The sequence below is a fragment of the Escherichia sp. E2748 genome (genome assembly GCF_005781125.1).
GTDB lineage: Bacteria > Pseudomonadota > Gammaproteobacteria > Enterobacterales > Enterobacteriaceae > Escherichia.
The window spans coordinates 180,632-204,372 of record NZ_VATP01000005.1 but is presented as its reverse complement, the minus strand read 5'-3'; the positions used below and the strand labels follow the sequence as shown (position 1 = coordinate 204,372).

At 52.3% G+C, this 23,741-nt stretch carries 21 protein-coding genes; 15 read left to right on the top strand and 6 right to left on the bottom strand.

The annotated features are described in order from the left end of the window. Positions 1-8: 8 nt before the first annotated feature. Positions 9-1,955, bottom strand: a complete 1,947-nt coding sequence (gene macB, locus FEK42_RS08775; RefSeq protein ID WP_135492098.1) for a macrolide ABC transporter ATP-binding protein/permease MacB — start codon at positions 1,953-1,955, stop codon at positions 9-11. Continuing rightward, entirely contained in the window at positions 1,952-3,067 is a 1,116-nt protein-coding gene (gene macA, locus FEK42_RS08770) for a macrolide transporter subunit MacA (RefSeq protein WP_135492096.1), read from the bottom strand. Before macA ends, macB begins: the two co-directional genes overlap by 4 nt. Positions 3,068-3,218: 151 nt before the next feature. On the opposite strand from macA, the gene FEK42_RS08765 reads away from it, so the two are divergent. Further along, positions 3,219-4,175 carry a VirK/YbjX family protein gene (locus FEK42_RS08765; RefSeq protein ID WP_130261265.1) on the top strand — a complete coding sequence of 319 codons (957 nt, stop codon included), beginning with the start codon at positions 3,219-3,221 and terminating at the stop codon, positions 4,173-4,175. Here FEK42_RS08765 and FEK42_RS08760 read toward each other — a convergent pair. Next, positions 4,172-5,830 carry an ATP-dependent endonuclease gene (locus FEK42_RS08760; RefSeq protein ID WP_130205249.1) on the bottom strand — a complete coding sequence of 553 codons (1,659 nt, stop codon included), beginning with the start codon at positions 5,828-5,830 and terminating at the stop codon, positions 4,172-4,174. The two genes, FEK42_RS08765 and FEK42_RS08760, sit on opposite strands and share 4 nt — an antisense overlap. Positions 5,831-6,255: 425 nt before the next feature. Between FEK42_RS08760 and aqpZ the strand changes: the two genes are divergently transcribed. The 8 genes from aqpZ to FEK42_RS08715 all read left to right on the top strand — a co-directional run bounded on the left by aqpZ (position 6,256) and on the right by FEK42_RS08715 (position 16,527). Further along, positions 6,256-6,951, top strand: a complete 696-nt coding sequence (aqpZ, locus tag FEK42_RS08755; protein WP_130205247.1) for an aquaporin Z — start codon at positions 6,256-6,258, stop codon at positions 6,949-6,951. A gap of 457 nt (positions 6,952-7,408) precedes the next feature. After that, a complete protein-coding gene (gene lysO / locus FEK42_RS08745; RefSeq protein WP_130205245.1) occupies positions 7,409-8,308 on the top strand; it encodes an L-lysine exporter LysO in 900 nt (299 codons plus the stop codon). A 143-nt stretch (positions 8,309-8,451) separates the two neighbouring features. Then, the gene (hcp, locus tag FEK42_RS08740) at positions 8,452-10,104 is read left to right on the top strand and encodes a hydroxylamine reductase (RefSeq protein ID WP_130205243.1); all 1,653 of its coding nucleotides are present in this window, start codon (positions 8,452-8,454) and stop codon (positions 10,102-10,104) included. A gap of 11 nt (positions 10,105-10,115) precedes the next feature. Continuing rightward, a complete protein-coding gene (gene hcr / locus FEK42_RS08735) occupies positions 10,116-11,084 on the top strand; it encodes an NADH oxidoreductase (protein WP_130205241.1) in 969 nt (322 codons plus the stop codon). A 132-nt stretch (positions 11,085-11,216) separates the two neighbouring features. Continuing rightward, positions 11,217-12,935, top strand: coding sequence for a ubiquinone-dependent pyruvate dehydrogenase (poxB, locus tag FEK42_RS08730; RefSeq protein WP_135492094.1), 1,719 nt, complete (start codon positions 11,217-11,219; stop codon positions 12,933-12,935). A 36-nt stretch (positions 12,936-12,971) separates the two neighbouring features. Continuing rightward, positions 12,972-13,973, top strand: a complete 1,002-nt coding sequence (ltaE, locus tag FEK42_RS08725) for a low-specificity L-threonine aldolase (protein ID WP_135492092.1) — start codon at positions 12,972-12,974, stop codon at positions 13,971-13,973. Positions 13,974-13,983: 10 nt separating this feature from the next. Further along, the gene (locus FEK42_RS08720; RefSeq protein ID WP_135409774.1) at positions 13,984-15,414 is read left to right on the top strand and encodes an SDR family oxidoreductase; all 1,431 of its coding nucleotides are present in this window, start codon (positions 13,984-13,986) and stop codon (positions 15,412-15,414) included. Between the two features lie 99 nt (positions 15,415-15,513). After that, positions 15,514-16,527, top strand: a complete 1,014-nt coding sequence (locus FEK42_RS08715; RefSeq protein ID WP_130205719.1) for an NAD(P)-dependent oxidoreductase — start codon at positions 15,514-15,516, stop codon at positions 16,525-16,527. Here the strand turns inward: FEK42_RS08715 and FEK42_RS08710 are convergent. Both FEK42_RS08710 and FEK42_RS08705 read right to left on the bottom strand, forming a co-directional pair. Then, entirely contained in the window at positions 16,524-17,354 is an 831-nt protein-coding gene (locus tag FEK42_RS08710) for an N-acetylmuramoyl-L-alanine amidase (RefSeq protein ID WP_135492090.1), read from the bottom strand. The genes FEK42_RS08715 and FEK42_RS08710 overlap by 4 nt on opposite strands. After that, the gene (locus FEK42_RS08705; RefSeq protein WP_001160732.1) at positions 17,351-17,674 is read right to left on the bottom strand and encodes a heavy metal-binding domain-containing protein; all 324 of its coding nucleotides are present in this window, start codon (positions 17,672-17,674) and stop codon (positions 17,351-17,353) included. Before FEK42_RS08705 ends, FEK42_RS08710 begins: the two co-directional genes overlap by 4 nt. A 125-nt stretch (positions 17,675-17,799) precedes the next feature. On the opposite strand from FEK42_RS08705, the gene FEK42_RS08700 reads away from it, so the two are divergent. The 6 genes from FEK42_RS08700 to artJ all read left to right on the top strand — a co-directional run bounded on the left by FEK42_RS08700 (position 17,800) and on the right by artJ (position 22,409). Next, positions 17,800-18,315, top strand: a complete 516-nt coding sequence (locus FEK42_RS08700; protein ID WP_135492088.1) for a lipoprotein — start codon at positions 17,800-17,802, stop codon at positions 18,313-18,315. A 217-nt stretch (positions 18,316-18,532) separates the two neighbouring features. Further along, positions 18,533-19,261: an arginine ABC transporter ATP-binding protein ArtP gene (artP, locus tag FEK42_RS08695; protein WP_000027211.1), complete on the top strand. Its 729-nt coding sequence runs from the start codon at positions 18,533-18,535 to the stop codon at positions 19,259-19,261. 17 nt (positions 19,262-19,278) lie between these two features. Then, on the top strand, positions 19,279-20,010 hold the full coding sequence (artI, locus tag FEK42_RS08690) for an arginine ABC transporter substrate-binding protein ArtI (RefSeq protein WP_130222141.1): 732 nt from the start codon (positions 19,279-19,281) through the stop codon (positions 20,008-20,010). Positions 20,011-20,016: 6 nt separating this feature from the next. After that, entirely contained in the window at positions 20,017-20,733 is a 717-nt protein-coding gene (artQ, locus tag FEK42_RS08685) for an arginine ABC transporter permease ArtQ (protein ID WP_130205229.1), read from the top strand. After that, positions 20,733-21,401, top strand: a complete 669-nt coding sequence (gene artM / locus FEK42_RS08680) for an arginine ABC transporter permease ArtM (protein WP_000464489.1) — start codon at positions 20,733-20,735, stop codon at positions 21,399-21,401. The genes artQ and artM overlap by 1 nt, the downstream gene beginning before the upstream one ends. 276 nt (positions 21,402-21,677) lie before the next feature. Then, entirely contained in the window at positions 21,678-22,409 is a 732-nt protein-coding gene (gene artJ / locus FEK42_RS08675; protein ID WP_130222142.1) for an arginine ABC transporter substrate-binding protein ArtJ, read from the top strand. 174 nt (positions 22,410-22,583) lie between these two features. On the opposite strand, the gene rlmC is transcribed toward artJ, so the two are convergent. Next, on the bottom strand, positions 22,584-23,711 hold the full coding sequence (gene rlmC, locus FEK42_RS08670; protein ID WP_135492084.1) for a 23S rRNA (uracil(747)-C(5))-methyltransferase RlmC: 1,128 nt from the start codon (positions 23,709-23,711) through the stop codon (positions 22,584-22,586). Between the last annotated feature and the right edge of the window lie 30 nt (positions 23,712-23,741).

The following is a 23,741-nucleotide window of genomic DNA, read 5'->3' as shown; positions in this document are numbered from 1 at the left end:
CTCAAAAATCACTCTCGCGCCAAAGCATCCACTGGATCCAGCCGTGCCGCATTTCGTGCAGGTAGCCAGCCAAATAAAATGCCCGTAACGGTTGAGCATAAAAACGCCAGCAGCAACGCCAGTGGAGAAAAGCCTATCTCCCAGCCGGGTAAAAAAAGCTGTAGGGTGAAGGCAATTAACAGCGACAGCATTATCCCCATCGCGCCGCCCACCAGGCAAACCAGCACGGCTTCAATCAGAAATTGTTGCAGAACATCGCTGGCACGCGCGCCAACAGCCATGCGAATACCAATTTCCCGCGTCCGCTCCGTTACTGACACCAGCATAATATTCATAACGCCAATGCCGCCTACCACCAGCGAAATCACCGCCACCAGAGTCAGAAACAGTTGTAAAGTACGTGTGGTTTTTTCGACTGTTTTCAAGACGCCGTCCATGTTCCAGGTAAAGAAGTCTTTTTTGCCATGGCGCAGCGACAACAAACGGGTGAGTTGTTGTTCCGCTTCGGTGCTGTCAAAGCCTTCTTTTACTCTTACAGTGATGGAGTTCAGCCACGACTGGCCCATAACCCGCCCGGACATGGTGCTGTAAGGTAACCAGACGCGCAGCACTTTACTGCTACCAAACATCGACTGTTTTTCTTCCGCCACGCCGATGACTCTCGCAGGCATATTACCAACCAGAATGACCTCACCAATCACATCGGCCTTATGCGGGAAAAGCTGGCGGCGGGTGTTACTGTCGAGAACCACCACCTGTGCGCGGCCGTTCAGTTGCTCCTGGTTAAAGGTGTTCCCTTCGCTGAAGGTCATGCCGTAGACATTGAAATAATCGCCGCTCACACCGTTGGCGCTGGCGGCAACATCAACATTGTTATAACGCAGGCGCAGGTTTTGCGAGACAGCGGGCGTGGCAGAGGCGACCCACGGTTGTTTTTGGATGGCGATTAAGTCGTCGTACTTTAGCGCCTGCTGATATTGCGGATCGTCATCGCCAAAATCTTTCCCGGGATAGACATCAATAGTATTCGTACCAATAGAACGAATATCCGCCAGCACCATTTGTTTGGCGGCATCGCCCACCACGACGATAGAAACCACCGACGCAATACCAATAATAATCCCCAGCATGGTCAGTAAGGTGCGCATTTTATTCGCTGCCAGCGCCCGCCACGCCATCGTCAGCGCCTCATTAAAACCACTGACGAATTGCCGCCAGCCAGACGCCGTTTTGACTATCGATTCCGTCCCCGTGGCGGCATTCACCTTTTCAATGGCGGGAGGATTACGCACAATTTCGCCGTCACGAATTTCGATTACCCGCTCCGCCTGAGCCGCAACCTGTGGATCGTGGGTAACGATAATCACCGTGTGCCCGCGATCGCGCAGCTGATGCAATATCGCCATCACCTCTTCGCCAGAATGGCTGTCCAGTGCGCCGGTAGGTTCATCGGCGAGGATCACCTGCCCACCGTTCATTAACGCACGAGCAATACTGACACGCTGCTGCTGGCCACCGGAAAGCTGGGCCGGATAATACTCTGCACGGTCTTCCAGCCCCAGTCGTTGCAGCAACTCCTGAGCGCGCAGCAATCGCTGTTTCCGCTCAAGACCAGCATAGACGGCGGGTACTTCAACGTTCTGCTCGGCGGTTAAGTGCGAAAGCAAATGGTAACGCTGGAAAATAAAGCCGAAATGCTCGCGACGAAGCTGCGCCAGCGCATCGGCGTCCAGCGTGGCAACATCCTGGCCGGCAACGCGATAGGTTCCACTGGTCGCTTTATCCAGGCAGCCGAGAATATTCATCAGGGTCGATTTACCGGAGCCCGAAGCACCGACAATTGCCACCATCTCACCTGCATAAATATCCAGGCTGATGCCCTTTAGCACCTCAACCTGCTCGTCTCCAGCAGGATAGCTACGGCGAATATCCTTTAGTTCGAGCAAGGGCGTCATTGTTCAGCTCCTGGTTTGGCCTCACCAATCACCACTTCATCGCCCGCTTCCAGCCCTTTGACAATCTCAACATCGGTGTCATTGCGCGCGCCAATCGTCACTTCGCGCTCGCGTATTTCGCCATTACGCAGCAGTTTGATTTTATAACGTTTATCACCAACCGAATCCCCCAGTGCCGACAACGGAATGGTGAGTACGTTTTTCACATCAGTGAGTTGAATGTGGACTTGCGCAGTCATATCCAGGCGCAGTAAACCATTGGGGTTTGGCACTTCAAAACGGGCGTAGTAGAAAATGGCGTCGTTGACCTTTTCTGGCGTCGGCAGCACATCTTTAATCTGCCCCTCGTAGCGCGTCAGCGGATCGCCAAGCACGGTGAACCAGGCTTTTTGACCGGGTTTCAGGTGAATGACATCTGCTTCCGACACCTGCGCTTTCACCAGCATGGTACTCATATCTGCCAGCGTCAGAATGTTTGGCGCTTGTTGTGCGGCAATTACCGTCTGCCCTTGCAGAGTGGTGATTTGCGTAACTTCACCTGCCATCGGGGCAACGATGCGGGTGTAATCGAGATTCGTTTTCGCCGTGTCGAGTGACGCCTGATTCCGTTTGATTTGCGCGTCGATAGTGCCTATTTGCGCCTGTTTAACTGCCATCTCCGTCGCTGCGGTGTCGAGATCCTGTTGCGAAACCGCCTGCGTTTGCGCCAGTCGTTGCTGGCGTGAGTATGTCACCCGTGCCAGTTTCAGTTCTGCTTCTGCCTGTTGCCTTTGCGCACGCAGCTCCATCAGTGTCGCTTCCACTTCCTTGATCTGGTTTTCAGCCTGTTCAGGATCAATAACCCCTAAAAGCTGGTCTTTTTTTACTTTATCGCCAATCGCCACCGACAGCGTTTTCAACTGACCGCTGACCTGCGCGCCCACGTCAACCTTACGCAGCGCGTCCAGCTTTCCGGTCGCCAGCACGCTTTGCTGCAAATCACCGGGGCGGACAATCAATGTCTGATAAGTCGGCACGGGCGCGTTGAGTGTTCTCCACAACGCAATCAGCGCAGCGATGACTATCACCAGCGCAATAGCGTAACGCTTCTTAAGGTTTTTTCGCTTTTTCATAAATACTCTGAATGCTCCATATGCGCGCACGGGGCTGCCAACTTCAACGAAACATCAACAAAAATCTAAAATTTACGTTAGTAATTATACGATTGATGTTTGGTTAAGATGCCCGATGGTGAAATCGGTGTTACGTATAATCATTGATTTTATGAATATGTCTCAGATCACTGAACGCGCATTTACACCATCTGAATCTCTTAGCAGCATGTCTCTTTTCCTTAATCTGGCAGGGGGTCAGTGGCGGCCGGGTAAATTCTGGCATCGCCGTCGGTTTCGCCAGAAATTTTTGCTGCGCTCTTTGATTATGCCGCGTTTAAGCGTTGAGTGGATGAACGAACTCTCCCACTGGCCTAATCTCAGAACGCTGTTAACGCGTCAGCCGCGCCTGCCGGTTCGCCTGCATCGCCCTTACCTTGCCGTGAATATGACCCGTAAGCAATTGCTGGAGGCGTTACGTTACCATTATGCGTTGCTGCGCGCGTGCATGTCGGCGGAAGAGTTCAGCTTATATTTGAACACCCCGGGACTGCAACTTGCGAAGCTGGAAGGAAAAAACGGCGAGCAGTTCACGCTTGAACTGACCATGATGATCTCAATGGATAAGGAAGGTGACAGCACAATTCTATTCCGCAACAGCGAAGGTATTCCTCTGGCGGAGATCACATTTACACTGTGTGAGTATCAGGGGAAAAGGACGTTATTTATAGGCGGGCTGCAAGGTGCGAAATGGGAAATTCCACACCAACAGATCCAGAATGCGACGAAAGCCTGCCACGGGCTATTTCCCAAACGACTCGTGATGGAAGCGGTCTGCCTCTTCGCCCAACGCTTACAGGTCGAACAAATTATTGCTGTCAGCAATGAAACACATATTTACCGCAGCCTGCGTTATCGCGATAAGGAAGGAAAAATCCATGCTGACTATAACGCGTTCTGGGAATCGGTCGGTGGCGAATGCGACGCTGAACGCCATTACCGCCTTCCAGGTCAGATAGCACGAAAAGAGATTGTGGATATCGCCAGTAAAAAACGGGCTGAATACCGTCGACGCTACGAGATGCTTGACGCTATTCAGCCGCAGATGGCAAGGATGTTTTGCGGTTAATCAGCCCGACCGCGCGCCAGCCACAGCACGCGTGAGAACATTTTTTTCAGCAGCGTCGGTACGGAGTCCACACCACGACGTCCGGCCTCCATTGCCACTTCAATGGCAAGGTCGGGCTTGGAAGAGCGATGGATCGCTTTTGAAATAATTTTGCGCAAATTCATCGGCACGTTTTCCGGGATCTGCGCCACGCGATGGAACACGTCGGAAAACCCCTGGCGATACATAAAATGTTCCATATCCAGCGCCGGTAACGTTGTCAAATGTTCACGTTCAGCTTCGCGATCGTTATTCAGCAGGCTGCGCACCGTTGCGGCATATTTCTTCCCGGCTTCATCGCCATCGACCAGCACATGCCACTCAATCCCCATCCGCCGGGCAAATTTCACCAGTGGTTTTAGCCCGGACTGAGCAAACTCAATGACCTTAATCCCTTCGGCATCGAAATGGTGTCCACACTGGCGCGCCAGTTCGTTGATAACCCAGGTTTCTGTTTCCCCTTCCACCAGCAACCAGCAGCGAGCAAACAGCGATGACGGACGATTAAAACGAATGTGAAAAGAGATGCGGCGGCTGTCTTCGGTGCTCAAGCCACTTGGCCCCAGACGCCAGGCGGCAACACGAGAAGATTCACGCACCAAGCGGCAAACATGTTCCACTGGAGTTAACGAAAGCAGCTCGCCAGAGTTGGTGGTAGCAATACGTTGTAAAGGCAAAAGATTCAACAGATGCCAGGCAACGGAAAGCATAATCGGATGCAGGCGGGTTTCTGGATCTTCAATTAGCAATAACGGACGCGCGTCTTTATCCAGTCGCAATGACCCTTTTGCCTGCAATAAAGTGGCAAACAGGCCGAGTAAAATGACTCGATACGAACGCCCCCCTGGTCTGTCAATCATCCGGTTGATGATATCGAGGTAACGCCAGCTCCGTTGCTCATTGCTGGCTCGCCGACGCATTAAGCGATATCTCGCCTGCCCGGCCCCTTGCTCCGAGAAATAATGCTCAAGCAGTTGCACCATTGCCGAAAGCCCCTGACGAATCTGCCCATCGGAGAGATTTTGCGGGTGTGAGGATAACTCGCGGGCGAGAAAATCCAACTGGCGCGCGGTGACTTCCACATTGGGTACATTTGGTACAGTTCCATTGCGAATGCGGCGCATAAAACGGGCGTCGCGCAAACGCAGAACCGGCATTAAACGCACCACATGACGCGCCTGATCGTTAATATCTTCGACATCAATCGGATGACCGTCTTTATCAAGAAAGCTGCGTAACGTCATCACGCTACCGTCTTCCGCACTTTCCCCTTCCAGGCGATAAAAAATGCGGTGATAACCATCGGTGCATGGCGTCCAGCACGCTTCCAGCGGACGATAACGGCGCACCCGATGCCGTCCTGGCTGCAACTCACGAAAGGTCAGAATGATATGCAAATGATGTTCTCGCCCGTTGATATCCCCCGGCGGAAACCAGAAATCATCGCGCTCAAAATGGTAGAGATCTGACTCTGGCGATAACAGCAGGGTTAAGGCGTCCAGTAAACTGGATTTACCCCACGCGTTCTCCCCAATCAGGACGTTGTTTTGTTCCAGCATCAATGACAATCGATTAATGCCGCGAAAGCCCACAATTTCAACGCGCTCAAGAATCATATCCCCTCCAGAAATATGTAACTTATCCTTTACCCCAGCAGTATAACGAGAAAGGCTGTAGCAATACGTGATGACATCACAATTAAGCATGGCAAATGTCTGAAAAATGAGCGAATAATTGTGTCAGATGCCTTCTCGCTGATTTCTCCCGAAAAAACAATGAAATCAAATAATTAACCTTGTGGATTATTTTTATTACCCCCAAAGGTTTAATTTCGTGGTTTGCACTACACTGTCAATCAGGCAAATGACTATATGAGGGAACTGACTATTGCCCTAAATCAAAATTACTGGATTTATTTATCTGGCGAATAGCTCGTCTTCGTTTTTAAAATACCCACGCATTATTTCTGTCGTCACTTTTTTACGACGACCCGATAAAACGACCATATTTTTCACAGGGTCAATTTTTAATTGAGGTGGATATGTTCAGAAAATTAGCAGCAGAATGTTTTGGCACTTTCTGGCTTGTATTTGGTGGCTGCGGTAGCGCAGTGCTTGCAGCAGCATTCCCGGAATTAGGTATTGGCTTTGCCGGTGTTGCACTGGCGTTTGGTCTGACCGTGCTGACCATGGCCTTCGCTGTCGGTCATATTTCTGGTGGTCATTTTAACCCGGCGGTCACTATTGGTTTATGGGCTGGTGGCCGTTTCCCGGCAAAAGAAGTCGTTGGTTACGTGGTAGCCCAGGTTATCGGCGGTATTGTTGCGGCGGCACTGCTGTATTTAATCGCCAGCGGTAAAGCTGGGTTTGACGCAGCGGCCAGCGGCTTTGCTTCTAACGGTTATGGTGAGCATTCACCGGGCGGCTATTCCATGCTTTCTGCACTGGTGGTTGAACTGGTATTGAGTGCCGGTTTCTTGCTGGTGATCCACGGTGCAACCGACAAATACGCGCCGGCAGGCTTTGCGCCGATCGCGATTGGTCTGGCGTTAACCTTGATTCACTTAATCAGTATTCCGGTGACTAACACTTCCGTTAACCCGGCGCGCAGCACCGCAGTTGCCATCTTCCAGGGCGGCTGGGCGTTAGAACAGCTGTGGTTCTTCTGGGTAGTGCCAATTGTCGGCGGTATTATCGGTGGTCTGATTTACCGGACCCTGCTGGAAAAACGCGATTAATTAGCATTGGCATTTTATCTGCCCTGATTGTTTTATCATCGACGTTACAAACCGCACGGGTGTTGGTGGCGTCAAAATCGCTGAAGCGTTCCCCGAAGGCCGGGGCAGCCCACATGGATGTGGGCTGAGGGCGCGTCTTACAGGGACGTTACCTCGCGCCCGACCCGGTAGCCGAAGGGGATAAGCTGAAGGTACCGCGCAGCGGCGATTTTGTTCGCCAGAGCCCGGGGGTGCAGGGGGCGGCGGCGATTGGCCGCCCCCTGCGTGCTCCCTGCGCCAGTGGCTTTATATGGCATTGCACATGAAAGGAGCGCAACAATGCTAAACACTCATAGAGAATTAAAAATCCCCCTCTGATGCATAACATTTCCTTTTAATTGCAACTTTACTCGTCCTTCCGCTTTCAGTAGTGTGTCATCGCGCATTTCGACTTCTTCTTTGCAAGGACTGGGTTTTCATGTTTTCTGGGCTGTTAATCATTCTGGTTCCCCTGATTGTGGGTTACCTCATTCCGCTTCGCCAAAAAGCTGCGTTAAAACGCATTAATCAGCTATTAAGCTGGATGGTTTATCTCATTCTCTTTTTTATGGGTATCAGTCTGGCGTTTCTCGATAATCTCGCCAGTAACCTGTTGGCGATTCTGCATTATTCCGCTGTCAGTATTACCATTATTTTACTGTGCAATATTGTCGCCTTGCTGTGGCTGGAACGCGGTTTGCCGTGGCGCAATAGCCACCAGCAAGAGAAATTGCCGTCGCGTATTGCGATGGCACTGGAATCGCTGAAACTGTGTGGCGTCGTGGTGATTGGTTTTGCTATTGGCCTTAGCGGATTAGGTTTTTTACAGCACGCTACCGAAGCCAGCGAATACACGTTAATTCTGTTACTTTTCCTCGTCGGTATTCAGCTGCGTAACAATGGCATGACCTTAAAGCAGATTGTCCTTAATCGCCGGGGAATGATTGTCGCCGTGGTGGTGGTTGCCAGTTCTTTAATTGGCGGTTTAATTAACGCCTTTATTCTTGATCTCCCCATCAATACCGCGCTGGCAATGGCCTCCGGTTTCGGCTGGTATTCTCTTTCCGGTATTTTGTTGACCGAATCTTTTGGTCCGGTAATCGGGAGCGCGGCGTTCTTCAATGATTTAGCGCGTGAGTTGATCGCCATTATGTTGATCCCTGGCCTGATTCGCCGTAGCCGCTCTACTGCACTGGGCTTATGCGGTGCCACATCAATGGATTTCACCCTGCCCGTTCTTCAGCGTACAGGTGGGCTGGATATGGTCCCGGCAGCGATTGTTCACGGTTTTATTCTCAGCCTGTTAGTGCCGATCCTCATCGCCTTTTTCTCCGCATAATACCTCTCTGGCGGTAGATCCCTGCCGCCAAAATTGCGCTAAATCAATCTCCCTTAAAGTTGCATGAAAAATCCCTTTTATCCCCGCGTTAAGCGACTTAACCTTAAACATGTATATTAAATATAACTTTAAAAGGTGTGATCATGTTTTGTGTGCAATGTGAACAAACTATCCGTACTCCGGCAGGAAACGGCTGCTCATACGCGCAGGGGATGTGTGGTAAAACGGCGGAAACCTCTGACCTTCAGGATTTACTCATCGCGGCGCTGCAGGGGCTTTCTGCCTGGGCTTTAAAAGCGCGTGAATACGGCATTATCAACCACGATGTAGACAGCTTCGCGCCGCGCGCATTTTTCTCAACCCTGACCAACGTTAACTTCGATTCTCCGCGTATTGTCGGCTACGCTCGTGAAGCGATTGCCCTGCGCGAGGCGCTGAAAGCACAATGCCTGGCTGTAGATGCCAACGCCTGCGTCGATAACCCGATGGCTGACCTGCAACTGGTGAGCGATGATCTCGGCGAACTGCAACGTCAGGCAGCTGAATTTACGCCAAATAAAGATAAAGCCGCGATTGGCGAAAACATTCTCGGCCTGCGTCTGCTGTGCCTGTATGGCCTGAAAGGTGCGGCGGCCTATATGGAACACGCCCACGTTCTCGGTCAATACGACAACGATATTTATGCCCAGTACCATAAAATCATGGCGTGGCTGGGGACCTGGCCTGCCGATATGAACGCGCTTCTTGAGTGTTCAATGGAAATCGGCCAGATGAACTTCAAAGTGATGAGCATTCTGGATGCAGGCGAAACCGGTAAATACGGTCACCCGACGCCAACCCAGGTCAACGTCAAAGCGACGGCGGGCAAATGTATCCTGATTTCCGGTCACGATCTCAAAGATCTCTACAACCTGCTGGAACAGACCGAAGGTACGGGCGTTAATGTCTACACCCACGGCGAAATGCTGCCTGCTCACGGCTACCCAGAGCTGCGTAAATTCAAGCATCTGGTCGGTAACTACGGCAGCGGCTGGCAGAATCAGCAAGTGGAGTTCGCTCGCTTCCCTGGCCCTATCGTGATGACTTCGAACTGCATCATCGATCCAACCGTAGGGGCTTATGACGATCGTATCTGGACCCGCAGCATCGTTGGCTGGCCGGGCGTGCGTCATCTGGATGGCGAAGATTTCTCTGCGGTCATTGCCCAGGCGCAACAAATGGCGGGCTTCCCGTACAGCGAAATTCCGCACCTGATCACCGTGGGCTTTGGTCGCCAGACGCTGCTTGGCGCAGCAGATACGCTGATTGATCTGGTGAGCCGTGAAAAACTGCGTCATATCTTCCTGCTTGGTGGCTGTGACGGCGCACGCGGCGAGCGTCACTACTTCACCGATTTCGCCACCAGCGTGCCGGATGACTGCCTGATCCTGACCCTCGCCTGTGGTAAATATCGCTTTAACAAACTCGAGTTTGGCGATATCGAAGGTCTGCCGCGTCTGGTGGATGCTGGTCAGTGTAACGATGCTTACTCAGCGATTATTCTGGCTGTCACTCTGGCAGAAAAACTGGGCTGTGGGGTGAACGATCTGCCGCTGTCGCTGGTGCTCTCCTGGTTTGAACAGAAAGCGATTGTCATTCTGCTGACACTGCTTTCTCTGGGCGTGAAAAATATCGTCACCGGCCCGACGGCACCTGGTTTCCTGACACCAGATCTGCTGGCGGTGCTGAACGAGAAATTCGGCCTGCGTTCTATCACCACTGTTGAAGAAGACATGAAGCAACTGTTGAGCGCGTAAGGAGTTTGTCGATGACGATGCCAACGAATCAATGCCCGTGGCGGATGCAGGTTCATCACATTACGCAAGAAACGCCGGATGTGTGGACGATTTCCCTGATTTGCCACGATTACTACCCATATCGCGCCGGGCAATATGCACTGGTCAGCGTGCGAAACTCAGCGGAAACGCTGCGTGCTTACACCATTTCCTCCACGCCTGGCGTGAGTGAATACATCACACTGACCGTGCGGCGGATTGATGACGGTGTTGGCTCCCAGTGGCTGACCCGCGATGTAAAACGCGGTGACTATCTCTGGCTTTCGGACGCGATGGGGGAATTTACCTGCGACGATAAAGCAGAAGATAAATTCCTGTTACTGGCGGCAGGCTGCGGCGTTACGCCAATTATGTCGATGCGTCGCTGGCTGGCGAAAAACCGTCCGCAGGCCGATGTGCAGGTGATCTACAACGTGCGTACGCCGCAGGATGTAATTTTCGCCGATGAGTGGCGTCATTATCCGGTAACACTGGTGGCGGAAAATAACGTTACCGAGGGGTTCGTTGCCGGACGCCTGACTCGTGAACTGCTGGCAAGCGTTCCTGATTTAGCCTCACGTACCGTGATGACTTGTGGTCCGGCACCGTATATGGATTGGGTGGAACAGGAAGTGAAGGCGCTCGGCGTGACGCGTTTCTTTAAAGAGAAATTCTTTACGCCAGTGGCGGAAGCGGCGACCAGCGGTCTGAAATTCACCAAACTGCAACCGGCGCAAGAATTTTACGCTCCGGTTGGCACCACGCTGCTGGAAGCGCTGGAAAGCAATAAAGTTCCGGTTGTCGCCGCCTGTCGTGCGGGTGTTTGCGGCTGCTGTAAGACGAAAGTGGTTTCCGGTGAATATACGGTGAGCAGCACAATGACGCTGACCGACGCCGAAATCGCTGAAGGTTACGTACTGGCCTGCTCCTGCCATCCGCAGGGAGATATGGTGCTCGCGTAATCGCCTTATGCCCGATGATATTCCTGTCATCGGGCTGTTTAACCGTTAGTGCCTCCTTTTTCTCCCATCCCTTCCCCCTCCGTCAGATGAACTAAACTTGTTACCGTTATCACATTCAGGAGACGGAAAACCATGAAACAAACGGTTGCAGCTTATATCGCCAAAACACTCGAATCAGCAGGCGTAAAACGCATCTGGGGAGTCACGGGTGACTCTCTGAACGGTCTTAGTGACAGTCTTAATCGCATGGGCACCATCGAGTGGATGCCTACCCGCCATGAAGAAGTGGCTGCCTTTGCCGCTGGCGCTGAAGCACAACTTTCAGGAGAACTGGCGGTCTGTGCCGGATCGTGCGGCCCCGGCAACCTGCACTTAATCAACGGCCTGTTCGATTGCCACCGTAATCACGTTCCGGTACTGGCGATTGCCGCCCATATCCCTTCCAGCGAAATTGGCAGCGGCTATTTCCAGGAAACCCACCCGCAAGAGTTATTCCGCGAATGTAGTCACTATTGCGAGCTGGTTTCCAGCCCGGAGCAGATCCCACAAGTGCTGGCGATTGCCATGCGCAAAGCGGTGCTTAACCGTGGCGTTTCCGTTGTCGTGTTACCGGGCGACGTGGCGCTAAAACCTGCACCAGATGGGGCGACCACGCACTGGTATCATGCGCCACAGCCAGTCATAACACCGGAAGAAGAAGAGTTACGCAAACTGGCGCAACTGCTGCGTTATTCCAGCAATATCGCCCTGATGTGTGGCAGCGGCTGCGCGGGGGCGCATAAAGAGTTAGTTGAGTTTGCCGGGAAAATTAAAGCGCCTATTATTCATGCCCTGCGCGGTAAAGAACATGTCGAATACGATAATCCGTATGATGTCGGAATGACGGGATTAATCGGCTTCTCGTCAGGTTTTCACACTATGATGAATGCCGACACCTTAGTGCTGCTCGGCACACAATTTCCCTACCGCGCCTTCTACCCGACCGATGCCAAAATTATTCAGATTGATATCAACCCAGCCAGCATCGGCGCGCATAGCAAGGTAGATATGGCGCTGGTCGGCGATATCAAATCAACCCTGCGCGCATTGCTGCCACTGGTGGAAGAAAAAACCGATCGCAAGTTTCTGGATAAAGCGCTGGAAGATTACCGCGATGCCCGTAAAGGGCTGGACGATTTAGCTAAACCGAGCGAGAAAGCCATTCACCCGCAATATCTGGCGCAGCAAATTAGTCATTTTGCCGCCGATGACGCCATCTTTACCTGTGACGTTGGCACACCTACGGTATGGGCGGCACGTTATCTGAAAATGAACGGCAAGCGTCGCTTATTAGGTTCGTTTAACCACGGTTCGATGGCTAACGCCATGCCACAGGCGCTGGGCGCGCAGGCAAGCGAGCCAGAACGCCAGGTGGTCGCCATGTGCGGCGATGGCGGTTTTAGCATGTTGATGGGCGATTTCCTCTCGGTAGTGCAGATGAAGCTGCCAGTGAAAATTATCGTCTTTAACAACAGCGTACTGGGCTTTGTGGCGATGGAGATGAAAGCTGGTGGTTATTTGACTGACGGCACCGAACTACACGACACCAACTTTGCCCGCATTGCCGAAGCGTGCGGCATTACGGGTATTCGCGTGGAAAAAGCCTCTGAAGTCGATGAAGCCCTGCAACGCGCTTTCTCCATCGACGGTCCGGTGCTGGTGGATGTGGTGGTTGCCAAAGAAGAATTAGCCATTCCACCGCAGATCAAACTCGAACAGGCAAAAGGTTTTAGTCTGTATATGCTGCGCGCAATCATCAGTGGACGCGGCGATGAAGTAATCGAACTGGCGAAAACAAACTGGCTAAGGTAAAAAGGGTGGCATTTCCCGTCATAATAAGGACATGCCATGATTGATTTACGCAGTGATACCGTTACCCGACCGAGCCGCGCCATGCTCGACGCGATGATGGCCGCCCCGGTTGGGGACGACGTTTACGGAGACGACCCTACCGTTAATGCTCTGCAGGACTATGCGGCAGAGCTTTCCGGTAAAGAAGCCGCCATTTTTCTGCCTACAGGCACTCAGGCCAACCTGGTCGCTCTGCTCAGTCACTGCGAACGCGGCGAAGAGTATATTGTCGGTCAGGCGGCGCATAACTATCTGTTTGAAGCCGGTGGCGCAGCAGTACTGGGCAGTATTCAACCGCAACCCATCGATGCTGACGCCAACGGCACGTTACCGCTGGATAAAGTGGCGATGAAAATCAAACCCGACGATATTCACTTCGCCCGCACCAAATTGCTCAGTCTCGAAAACACCCACAACGGCAAAGTGCTGCCGCGTGAATACCTGAAAGAAGCATGGGAATTTACCCGTGAGCGCAATCTGGCGCTGCATGTTGACGGTGCGCGCATCTTTAACGCCATCGTGGCTTATGGCTGCGAACTAAAAGAGATCACGCAATATTGTGATTCGTTCACCATTTGTCTGTCGAAAGGTCTTGGTACGCCAGTAGGTTCGTTACTGGTCGGTAACCGTGACTACATTAAACGTGCCATCCGCTGGCGGAAAATGACCGGCGGCGGGATGCGCCAGTCCGGGATCCTGGCAGCCGCCGGGATGTATGCGCTGAAAAATAACGTCGCGAGGCTGCAGGAAGACCACGATAACGCCGCCTGGATGGCGGAGCTGTTGCGTGAAGCAGGCGCAGATGTGATGCGTCAGGACACCAATATGCTGTTTGTTCGCGTCGGGGAAGAAAATGCTGCCGCGTTAGGCGAATACATGAAAGCGAGAAACGTACTGATTAACGCCTCGCCGATTGTCCGCCTGGTGACGCATCTTGACGTCTCACGCGAGCAACTGGCTGAAGTCGCCGCCCACTGGCGCGCATTCCTGGCGCGTTAAGGAGAGAGACGTGCCGCAACGCATTTTAGTTCTCGGTGCCAGTGGCTACATTGGTCAGCATCTGGTGCGTACACTCAGCCAGCAAGGGCATCAGATCCTGGCGGCGGCACGTCATGTCGACAGGCTTGCAAAGCTGCAACTGGCAAACGTCAGTTGCCATAAAGTCGATCTCAGCTGGCCGGATAACCTTCCGGCCCTGTTGCAGGATATCGATACGGTCTATTTTCTGGTGCACAGCATGGGCGAAGGCGGCGATTTTATCGCTCAGGAGCGTCAGGTGGCTCTCAACGTCCGTGATGCGCTGCGCGAAGTGCCAGTTAAGCAATTAATCTTTCTCAGCTCGTTGCAGGCTCCGCCACATGAGCAGTCGGATCATCTGCGCGCCCGTCAGGCCACGGCGGATATTTTGCGTGAAGCCGGTGTGCCGATTACTGAATTGCGCGCCGGAATTATCGTTGGCGCAGGTTCAGCGGCGTTTGAAGTGATGCGCGATATGGTCTACAACCTGCCGGTATTAACGCCGCCACGCTGGGTACGTTCACGCACCACGCCCATCGCGCTGGAAAACCTGCTGCACTATCTGGTGGCACTGTTAGATCATCCGGCCTGCGAACATCGGGTCTTCGAAGCCGCTGGGCCAGAGGTGCTCAGTTATCAACAACAATTTGAACATTTTATGACCGTGAGTGGTAAGCGCCGCTGGTTGATCCCCATCCCCTTTCCCACCCGCTGGATTTCGGTGTGGTTTCTCAATGTGATTACTTCCGTACCGCCCACCACCGCCAAAGCGTTGATTCAGGGGCTGAAACACGATCTGCTGGCAGATGACACCGCGTTACGTGTACTCATTCCACAACCGCTGATCGCTTTCGATGATGCGGTACGTCGCACATTGAAAGAGGAAGAAAAACTGGTCAACTCCAGCGACTGGGGATATGACGCGCAGGCTTTTGCTCGCTGGCGACCAGAATACGGTTACTTCGCCAAACAAGCCGGTTTTACGGTTAAAACGTCCGCCAGCCTTCACGCGCTATGGCGGGTAGTCAATCAAATCGGCGGTAAAGAACGTTATTTCTTTGGCAATATTTTGTGGCAGACCCGGGCGCTAATGGACCGCGCGATCGGTCATAAACTGGCGAAAGGTCGCCCTGAGCGGGAATATTTGCAGACGGGAGATGCGGTAGATAGCTGGAAAGTGATTGTCGTTGAAGCGGAAAAACAACTTACGTTGTTATTTGGTATGAAAGCACCGGGACTGGGGCGGCTTTGTTTTACGCTGGAAGATAAAGGCAACTACCGCACCATAGACGTTCGCGCTTTCTGGCATCCGCACGGCATGCCAGGCCTGTTTTACTGGCTTTTCATGATCCCTGCGCATCTGTTTATTTTTCGCGGTATGGCAAAACGAATCGCCAGACTTGCAGAACAAATCACAGATTAATCGAAAAAAACCTGCGTGATTCTTTCATGTTTCCCATTGCATCAAGGGGGAAATCACGAAAGAATGCGCACGTCGTCTTATCAACAACAGTGGAATGATATGAAGGTACTGGTTACCGGCGCTACCAGCGGCTTAGGTCGAAACGCGGTTGAATTTTTATGCCAGAAAGGCATCAGCGTGAGAGCGACCGGTCGCAACGAAGCGATGGGCAAATTGCTGGAAAAACTGGGCGCAGAGTTTGTCCGGGCGGATCTGACCGAACTTGTCTCATCGCAGGCTAAAGTGATGCTCGCAGGCATTGATACGCTGTGGCACTGCTCCAGCTTTACTTCGCCGTGGGGAACGCAGCAGGCTTTCGATCTGGCCAACGTTCGCGCTACGCGTCGCCTGGGCGAATGGGCTGTTGCCTGGGGAGTGCGTAACTTTATTCATATTTCTTCGCCTTCACTGTACTTCGACTATCATCACCACCGGGATATCAAAGAAGATTTTCGCCCTCACCGCTTCGCTAACGAGTTTGCCCGCAGCAAAGCTGCCAGCGAAGAAGTGATTAATATGCTTTCGCAGGCGAATCCACAAACGCGCTTTACTATTCTGCGCCCACAAAGTCTGTTCGGACCGCACGATAAAGTGTTCATCCCCCGCCTGGCGCATATGATGCACCACTACGGCAGCATTCTGTTACCGCATGGCGGCAGTGCGCTGGTCGATATGACCTACTACGAAAATGCCGTGCATGCCATGTGGCTGGCAAGCCAGGAAAACTGCGACAAACTGCCTTCCGGCAGGGCATACAACATTACCAATGGTGAGCATCGTACACTGCGCAGCATCGTGCAGAAGCTCATCGACGAACTGAATATTGATTGTCGTATTCGTTCAATTCCCTACCCGATGCTGGATATGATCGCCCGCAGCATGGAGCGTTTAGGCCGCAAATCAGCGAAAGAGCCGCCGCTAACCCACTACGGCGTCTCCAAGTTGAATTTTGACTTTACGCTGGATATTACGCGTGCACAGGAAGAGTTAGGTTATCAGCCTGTCATCACGCTGGATGAAGGGATCGAGAAAACTGCCGCCTGGTTACGCGACCACGGAAAACTGCCGCGCTAATCCTGACCGTATTTCTCCAGCAACGCTTGTGCAATTGCCAGAGTTTCTGCATCCGCTTCGCCGTTATATAACGTCGGGCGGAAGTGCATCTGGAAAGCCATAATCACTCGTTGCTGTTCGCCAGGAGTCATTTCTGGTTTCACGTCATAGCCATAACGGGCCAACAGTTCCAGCAATGAGACGGTATCTACCGGTGTGTGCGGCGCGCGCCCGGCAAGATAAAAGTTCACCCGCTGCGCATCAGGCCAGGCACCAATCCCCTCTTGTGCCAGTTGCTGCCAGGGAAATAATGGACCGGGATCATCTTTGCGCTGCGGCGCAATATCTGCATGAGCCACTACGTTTTCCGGTTTGATGTGATAGCGGGCGATAATATCCTTCGCCAGTGGAATGAGCGCCTGAATTTGTGTCGGTTCAAATGGCGCAAAATATTTCACCCCCGCTGATGTTTTCCAGCCGCGATTTTCCAGCTCAATGCCAATAGAGGTGTCGTTAAGGCGAGTTGCCCCGCGCCAGGCGCTAATCCCCGCATGCCAGGCCAGTTCCTGTTCCGGTACCAATTGCCAGATACGCGGCTTGCCGTTGTAAAGTGGTGGCTCGGCAGGAACCAGGTAATGCGAACTTACGTGCTTATCGGTCAGTGTCGCCAGTGACGTATCAAAGTCCTCTGCGGTGTAGTGGATCACCAGCACTTTAATGCGCGGATACGCCGCCTGCGCCTGGCGTCGGGTATCAAGCTGGTATCCCTCTTTCTCGACAATGCCTTTTTCGCCTGCACACCCAGCCAGGAATAAAGCGGCGGCAACCAGCCAGAAGACTCTGCTCATCGACGCGTTTTCACCGCCGTTCCGCTGACGCTAACCATCAGCATACTGCCGTTTTGCCCGACCGTTTCGTAGTCGATATCAATGCCGACCACGGCGTCAGCCCCCAGCGCTCGCGCCTGCTCACCAAGTTCCTCAAAGGCTATCTCCCGCGCTTTACGCAGTTCTTTTTCATACGCACCGGAACGTCCGCCAACGATATCGCGGATCCCCGCAAAGAAATCGCGAAAAATGTTAGCGCCTAAAATCGCTTCGCCGGTCACCACACCGCAATATTCAACGATGGTCTGGCCTTCAAGTGTTGGGGTTGTGGAAAATTGCATGATCGATCTCCTTGTTTGCTAAGCCTTCGATCTTCAAAGCATTATCGGACTGATACGCTATTATTGAAAGGATATCATTATTATCGTAGAACGCTTTCAAGGTGTTCGCTTATAAGGAAATCATTATGCGCTACAGCAAATTGACTATGCTTATCCCTTGCGCACTGTTACTCAGTGCTTGTACCACCGTCACGCCTGCCTATAAAGATAATGGCCCCCGTACGGGATCTTGCGTTCAGGGCGGACCTGACAGCGTGGCCCAGCAGTTTTATGACTACCGCATTTCGCACCGCAGTAACGACATTACCGCTCTGCGTCCATATTTAAGTGACAAACTGGCAACTTTGCTGAGTAATGCCAGCCACGATAACAGCCATCGTGAATTATTAAGCAGCGATCCGTTCTCCAGTCGCACCACTTTGCCTGACAGCGCACAAGTTGCCAGCGCCTCGACCATCCCAAATCGCGATGCGCGCAATATTCCGCTGCGGGTGAATCTGAAACAAGGCGACCAGAGCTGGCAGGATGAAGTGTTGATGATTCAGGAAGGACAGTGTTGGGTGATCGACGATGTACGCTATTTAGGTGGCAGCGTACACGCACCTGCCGGCACTCTGCGCCAGTCCGTTGAGAACCGCTAAAACCTTGATTAAACGATAACCCCCATAAATTGTCTGGCATTCTGTGAAGAATGCCGACATTTATGCTCGCCGCCCTTCGCCGCCGTTATTTTGTGCTATGTTTATTGAATAATGCGCTTTGCTTTTAACTTTTAAAGCAGAAATATTGCATAATTATTCTGTCAAAGGTACTATCTTCGACTTCAATAGCTATCCGACTGCCAGTATACGAGTGTCAATGAGTATTCAATTAAACGGCATTAATTGCTTCTACGGCGCGCATCAGGCGCTGTTCGATATCACGCTGGATTGCCCGCAAGGCGAAACGCTGGTGTTACTTGGCCCCAGCGGCGCGGGGAAAAGCTCGCTGCTGCGTGTACTCAATCTGCTAGAGATGCCGCGCTCCGGTACGCTCAACATCGCAGGCAACCATTTCGATTTCACTAAAACGCCATCTGACAAAGCGATCCGCGAGCTGCGTCGTAACGTCGGGATGGTGTTTCAGCAATACAACCTATGGCCGCATCTGACGGTACAGCAAAACCTGATTGAAGCGCCCTGCCGCGTGCTGGGGTTGAGTAAAGATCAGGCACTGGCCCGTGCAGAAAAACTGCTGGAACGTCTGCGTCTCAAACCTTATAGCGATCGTTACCCGCTGCACCTGTCTGGTGGTCAGCAACAACGTGTCGCTATCGCCCGCGCGCTGATGATGGAACCGCAGGTACTGCTGTTTGATGAACCGACCGCCGCGCTGGATCCGGAAATTACCGCACAAATCGTCAGCATTATTCGTGAGCTGGCGGAAACGAATATTACCCAGGTGATCGTCACCCACGAAGTTGAAGTGGCGCGTAAAACCGCCAGCCGTGTGGTGTATATGGAAAACGGTCACATCGTAGAACAAGGCGACGCGAGCTGCTTTACCGAGCCGCAAACCGAAGCATTTAAAAACTATCTCTCTCACTAAGATTCGGGATAACAACAATGAAAAAAGTTCTGATTGCCGCGCTAATTGCAGGTTTTAGTCTTTCCGCCACAGCTGCCGAAACCATTCGTTTTGCTACCGAAGCCTCTTATCCTCCGTTTGAATCGATGGATGCGAATAACCAGATCGTCGGTTTTGACGTCGACCTGGCGCAGGCGCTGTGTAAAGAAATTGATGCGACCTGTACTTTCTCTAACCAGGCGTTTGACAGCCTGATCCCAAGCCTGAAATTCCGTCGCGTAGAAGCGGTGATGGCCGGGATGGATATCACCCCGGAGCGTGAAAAGCAGGTGCTGTTTACCACCCCGTACTATGACAACTCTGCCCTGTTTGTGGGTCAGCAAGGCAAATACACCAGTGTTGATCAGCTGAAAGGCAAAAAAGTCGGCGTGCAGAACGGGACGACACACCAGAAGTTCATTATGGATAAGCATCCGGAAATCACTACCGTTCCGTATGACAGCTACCAGAACGCAAAACTGGATCTGCAAAACGGTCGTATCGACGGCGTCTTCGGAGACACCGCGGTGGTCACCGAGTGGCTGAAAGATAACCCGAAACTGGCGGCAGTGGGCGACAAAGTGACCGATAAAGACTACTTCGGCACTGGTCTTGGCATCGCGGTACGTCAGGGCAATACTGAGCTGCAGCAGAAACTCAACACTGCGCTGGAAAAAGTGAAGAAAGATGGCACTTACGAAACCATCTACAACAAATGGTTCCAGAAGTAATTCCTGATGAATGAATTTTTTCCTTTAGCAAGCGCCGCCGGGATGACCGTCGGCCTTGCCGTTTGTGCATTGATTGTCGGGCTGGCGCTGGCGATGTTCTTTGCGGTATGGGAGTCAGCAAAATGGCGTCCTGTCGCGTGGGCAGGTTCGGCGCTGGTGACGGTTCTGCGCGGCCTGCCAGAAATTCTGGTGGTGCTGTTTATCTATTTTGGCTCCTCACAGCTGCTGCTGACGCTTTCGGATGGCTTCACCATCAATCTTGGGATCGTACAGATCCCGGTGCAGATGGACATCGAGAACTTCGACGTGAGCCCGTTCCTTTGTGGTGTCATCGCTCTGTCGCTGTTGTATGCCGCCTATGCCTCGCAAACGCTACGCGGTGCATTAAAAGCGGTGCCAGTTGGCCAGTGGGAATCCGGTCAGGCGCTGGGGCTGTCGAAATCGGCTATTTTTTTCCGCCTGGTGATGCCGCAGATGTGGCGTCATGCGTTGCCTGGCCTCGGTAACCAGTGGCTGGTGCTGCTGAAAGATACCGCGCTGGTCAGTTTGATTAGTGTGAATGATTTAATGCTACAAACCAAAAGCATCGCTACCCGTACCCAGGAACCATTTACCTGGTACATTGTGGCGGCGGCGATTTACCTGGTGATTACTCTATTGAGTCAGTACATTCTCAAACGCATTGACCTGCGCGCGACACGTTTTGAGCGGAGGCCCAGCTAATGTTTGAGTATTTACCCGAACTGATGAAAGGGCTGCACACCAGCCTGACGCTAACCGTTGCCTCGCTGATTGTAGCGCTGATTCTGGCGTTAATTTTTACCATCATTCTGACGCTGAAAACGCCGGTGCTGGTATGGCTGGTGCGGGGTTATATCACGCTATTTACAGGTACGCCGCTGTTGGTGCAGATCTTCCTGATTTACTACGGTCCGGGCCAGTTCCCGACGTTGCAGGAGTATCCGGCACTGTGGCATTTACTGTCAGAACCGTGGCTGTGTGCACTGATTGCGTTATCGCTGAACAGTGCGGCGTATACCACGCAACTGTTTTACGGTGCCATTCGCGCGATCCCGGAAGGTCAATGGCAATCCTGTAGCGCCCTGGGAATGAGCAAAAAAGACACGCTGGCGATCCTGCTGCCGTATGCCTTTAAACGCTCGCTCTCTTCTTATTCCAACGAAGTGGTGCTGGTGTTCAAAAGTACCTCTCTGGCTTACACCATTACGTTGATGGAAGTGATGGGTTACAGCCAGTTGTTGTACGGACGCACCTACGATGTAATGGTGTTCGGTGCGGCGGGGATTATTTACCTGATCGTTAACGGCCTGCTGACGCTGATGATGCGCCTGATCGAGCGTAAAGCGCTGGCGTTTGAGCGACGGAATTAATATGGCTGCGTGCTGATGCCGGATGCGGCGTACATTAGCTGGATGATTTGTAGGTCTGATAAGACGCGTCAGCGTCGCATCAAACACCAGCACATACCCCACATAGTGCATAAATTATTATAATAAAGACGGACAACCCACTAAGTTGTCCGTCTTTTTTTATTCCAATTAAATTATTTAATCATATTTATTGCATATAAATTCACTTAATGGCATTGTTATCACATGCCGCAGACACGGCCAAAAATCATAAGATTGACAGACGGGAGTTCCATCATGAAAAAGTTAGTTCTTGCCGCATTACTTGCATCCTGTGCGTTCGGCGCTTCTGCCGCGGAGAAAATCAATTTTGGCGTATCAGCGACCTATCCTCCGTTCGAGTCGATGGATGCCAATAACCAGATTGTCGGCTTTGATATCGACCTGGCAAAAGCCTTGTGCAAACAAATGCAGGCAGAATGTACTTTTACTAATCACGCGTTCGACAGCCTGATCCCGTCGCTGAAATTCAGAAAATATGACGCCGTTATCTCCGGTATGGATATCACGCCAGAGCGTAGCAAGCAGGTATCGTTTACCACGCCCTACTATGAAAACTCAGCCGTCGTAATTGCCAAAAAAGATACCTACAAAACGTTTGCCGATCTGAAAGGTAAACGTATTGGGATGGAAAACGGCACCACGCACCAGAAATATATTCAGGATCAGCACCCGGAAGTGAAAACTGTCTCCTATGACAGTTATCAGAATGCCTTTATCGATCTGAAAAATGGCCGTATTGATGGGGTATTTGGTGATACAGCGGTGGTGAACGAATGGCTGAAAACCAATCCGCAACTGGGCGTTGCGACTGAGAAAGTGACCGATCCGCAATACTTCGGCACCGGCCTGGGTATCGCTGTACGTCCTGATAACAAAGCTCTGCTGGAAAAACTGAATAACGCGCTGGCAGCGATTAAAGCAGACGGCACATATCAGAAAATCAATGACCAGTGGTTCCCGCAGTAATTGAGACTGATGACAAAAGTAAGATTGCCTGATGCACTACGCTTATCAGGCCCGCATCAACTCTGCAATGTATTGATTTAGCATGATTTTGTAGGCCGGATAAGGCGTTCACGCCGCATCCGGCATGAACAAATCGCACCTGATCAGCAATCTGAAGCCGCACCTGCGGCTTTTTTATTGCTTCACCAGCAGCGTCAGCACTTCATAGTGCGCGGTGTGCGGGAACATATCAAAAAGCTGTACCCGCTCAATGCGATAACCAGGCAGTTCGCGAATATCTTTGGCCATCGTTTGAGCGTTACAGCTGGAGTAAATGATAAAACGTGGTGCCATCGTTGCGAGATAATCACACAGCGGTTTACCAATGCCGCGGCGCGGCGGGTTAACCAGCACCAGCTCCGGCACATCTCCCTGAGCGGTGGCAAACTGAGTGGAATCCAGCGCCTGAAATTGCAGACGCGTTAAGCCCAGTTCAGCGGCTGATTGCTTCGCACAGGCAATGGCTTCTGGCGCAATTTCGATCCCGGTTAACTGCATGTCAGCCGTCGCGCAGTGTAAACCAAACCCCCCCACGCCGCAGAACAGATCCCACATATGTTTAACCGGCAGCAGCCGTACCCAGTCGCGCGCGGTGGCATACAGCTGGCTGGCGACCGCCGGATTAGTCTGGAAGAAACTTTGCGGGCGGATCCACAGCGGCACATCGTTAAAACGCTCTGCCAGCGACTGTTGTTCCGTCAGGTAGATCTCCGTCTCCCCTTCCATAATCGCCATATGTACCGGCTGAATGTTGACGGTAATGACTTTCAGCTGCGGCAATTGTGCCTGTAACCACGGCAATGCCTTACGCAGTTGTGCCAGTTTGGTTTCAGAACGCAGTACAAAGCGCAGCATCATGCCGCCATCACTCTGGCTTTCAGTCAGCAGAATGTATTTCAGTTCGCCACGCTTACGCGCCACGTTGTAGGGCGTTAACCCCGCACGGGCGATAAACGGTTTTAACACCGCAAAAACGGGCGCAAATGAGGCAGGATAAAGCGGGCAATCGCAAAGATCTTCCGGCGTGCCGTCGCGATGCAGCATTCCGAGCCGTGGTTTTTCAACACTGCCACTCACCACCATTTTGGCTTTATTACGAAACCCTTGTTTCGGGCCAGACACCGGCGCGCACCATTCCTCAACCGGAAAATCGGCCAGCAGATTCTTAAGATCGGCGGTTTTAGCGGAGAGTTGCTGTGGTATCGGCTGCGTTATCCACTGACAGGAACGACAGCGACCCGCGTCGTAAAGTGCGCACTGCATACATTGACCTTCACATCATCAGGGGCGACG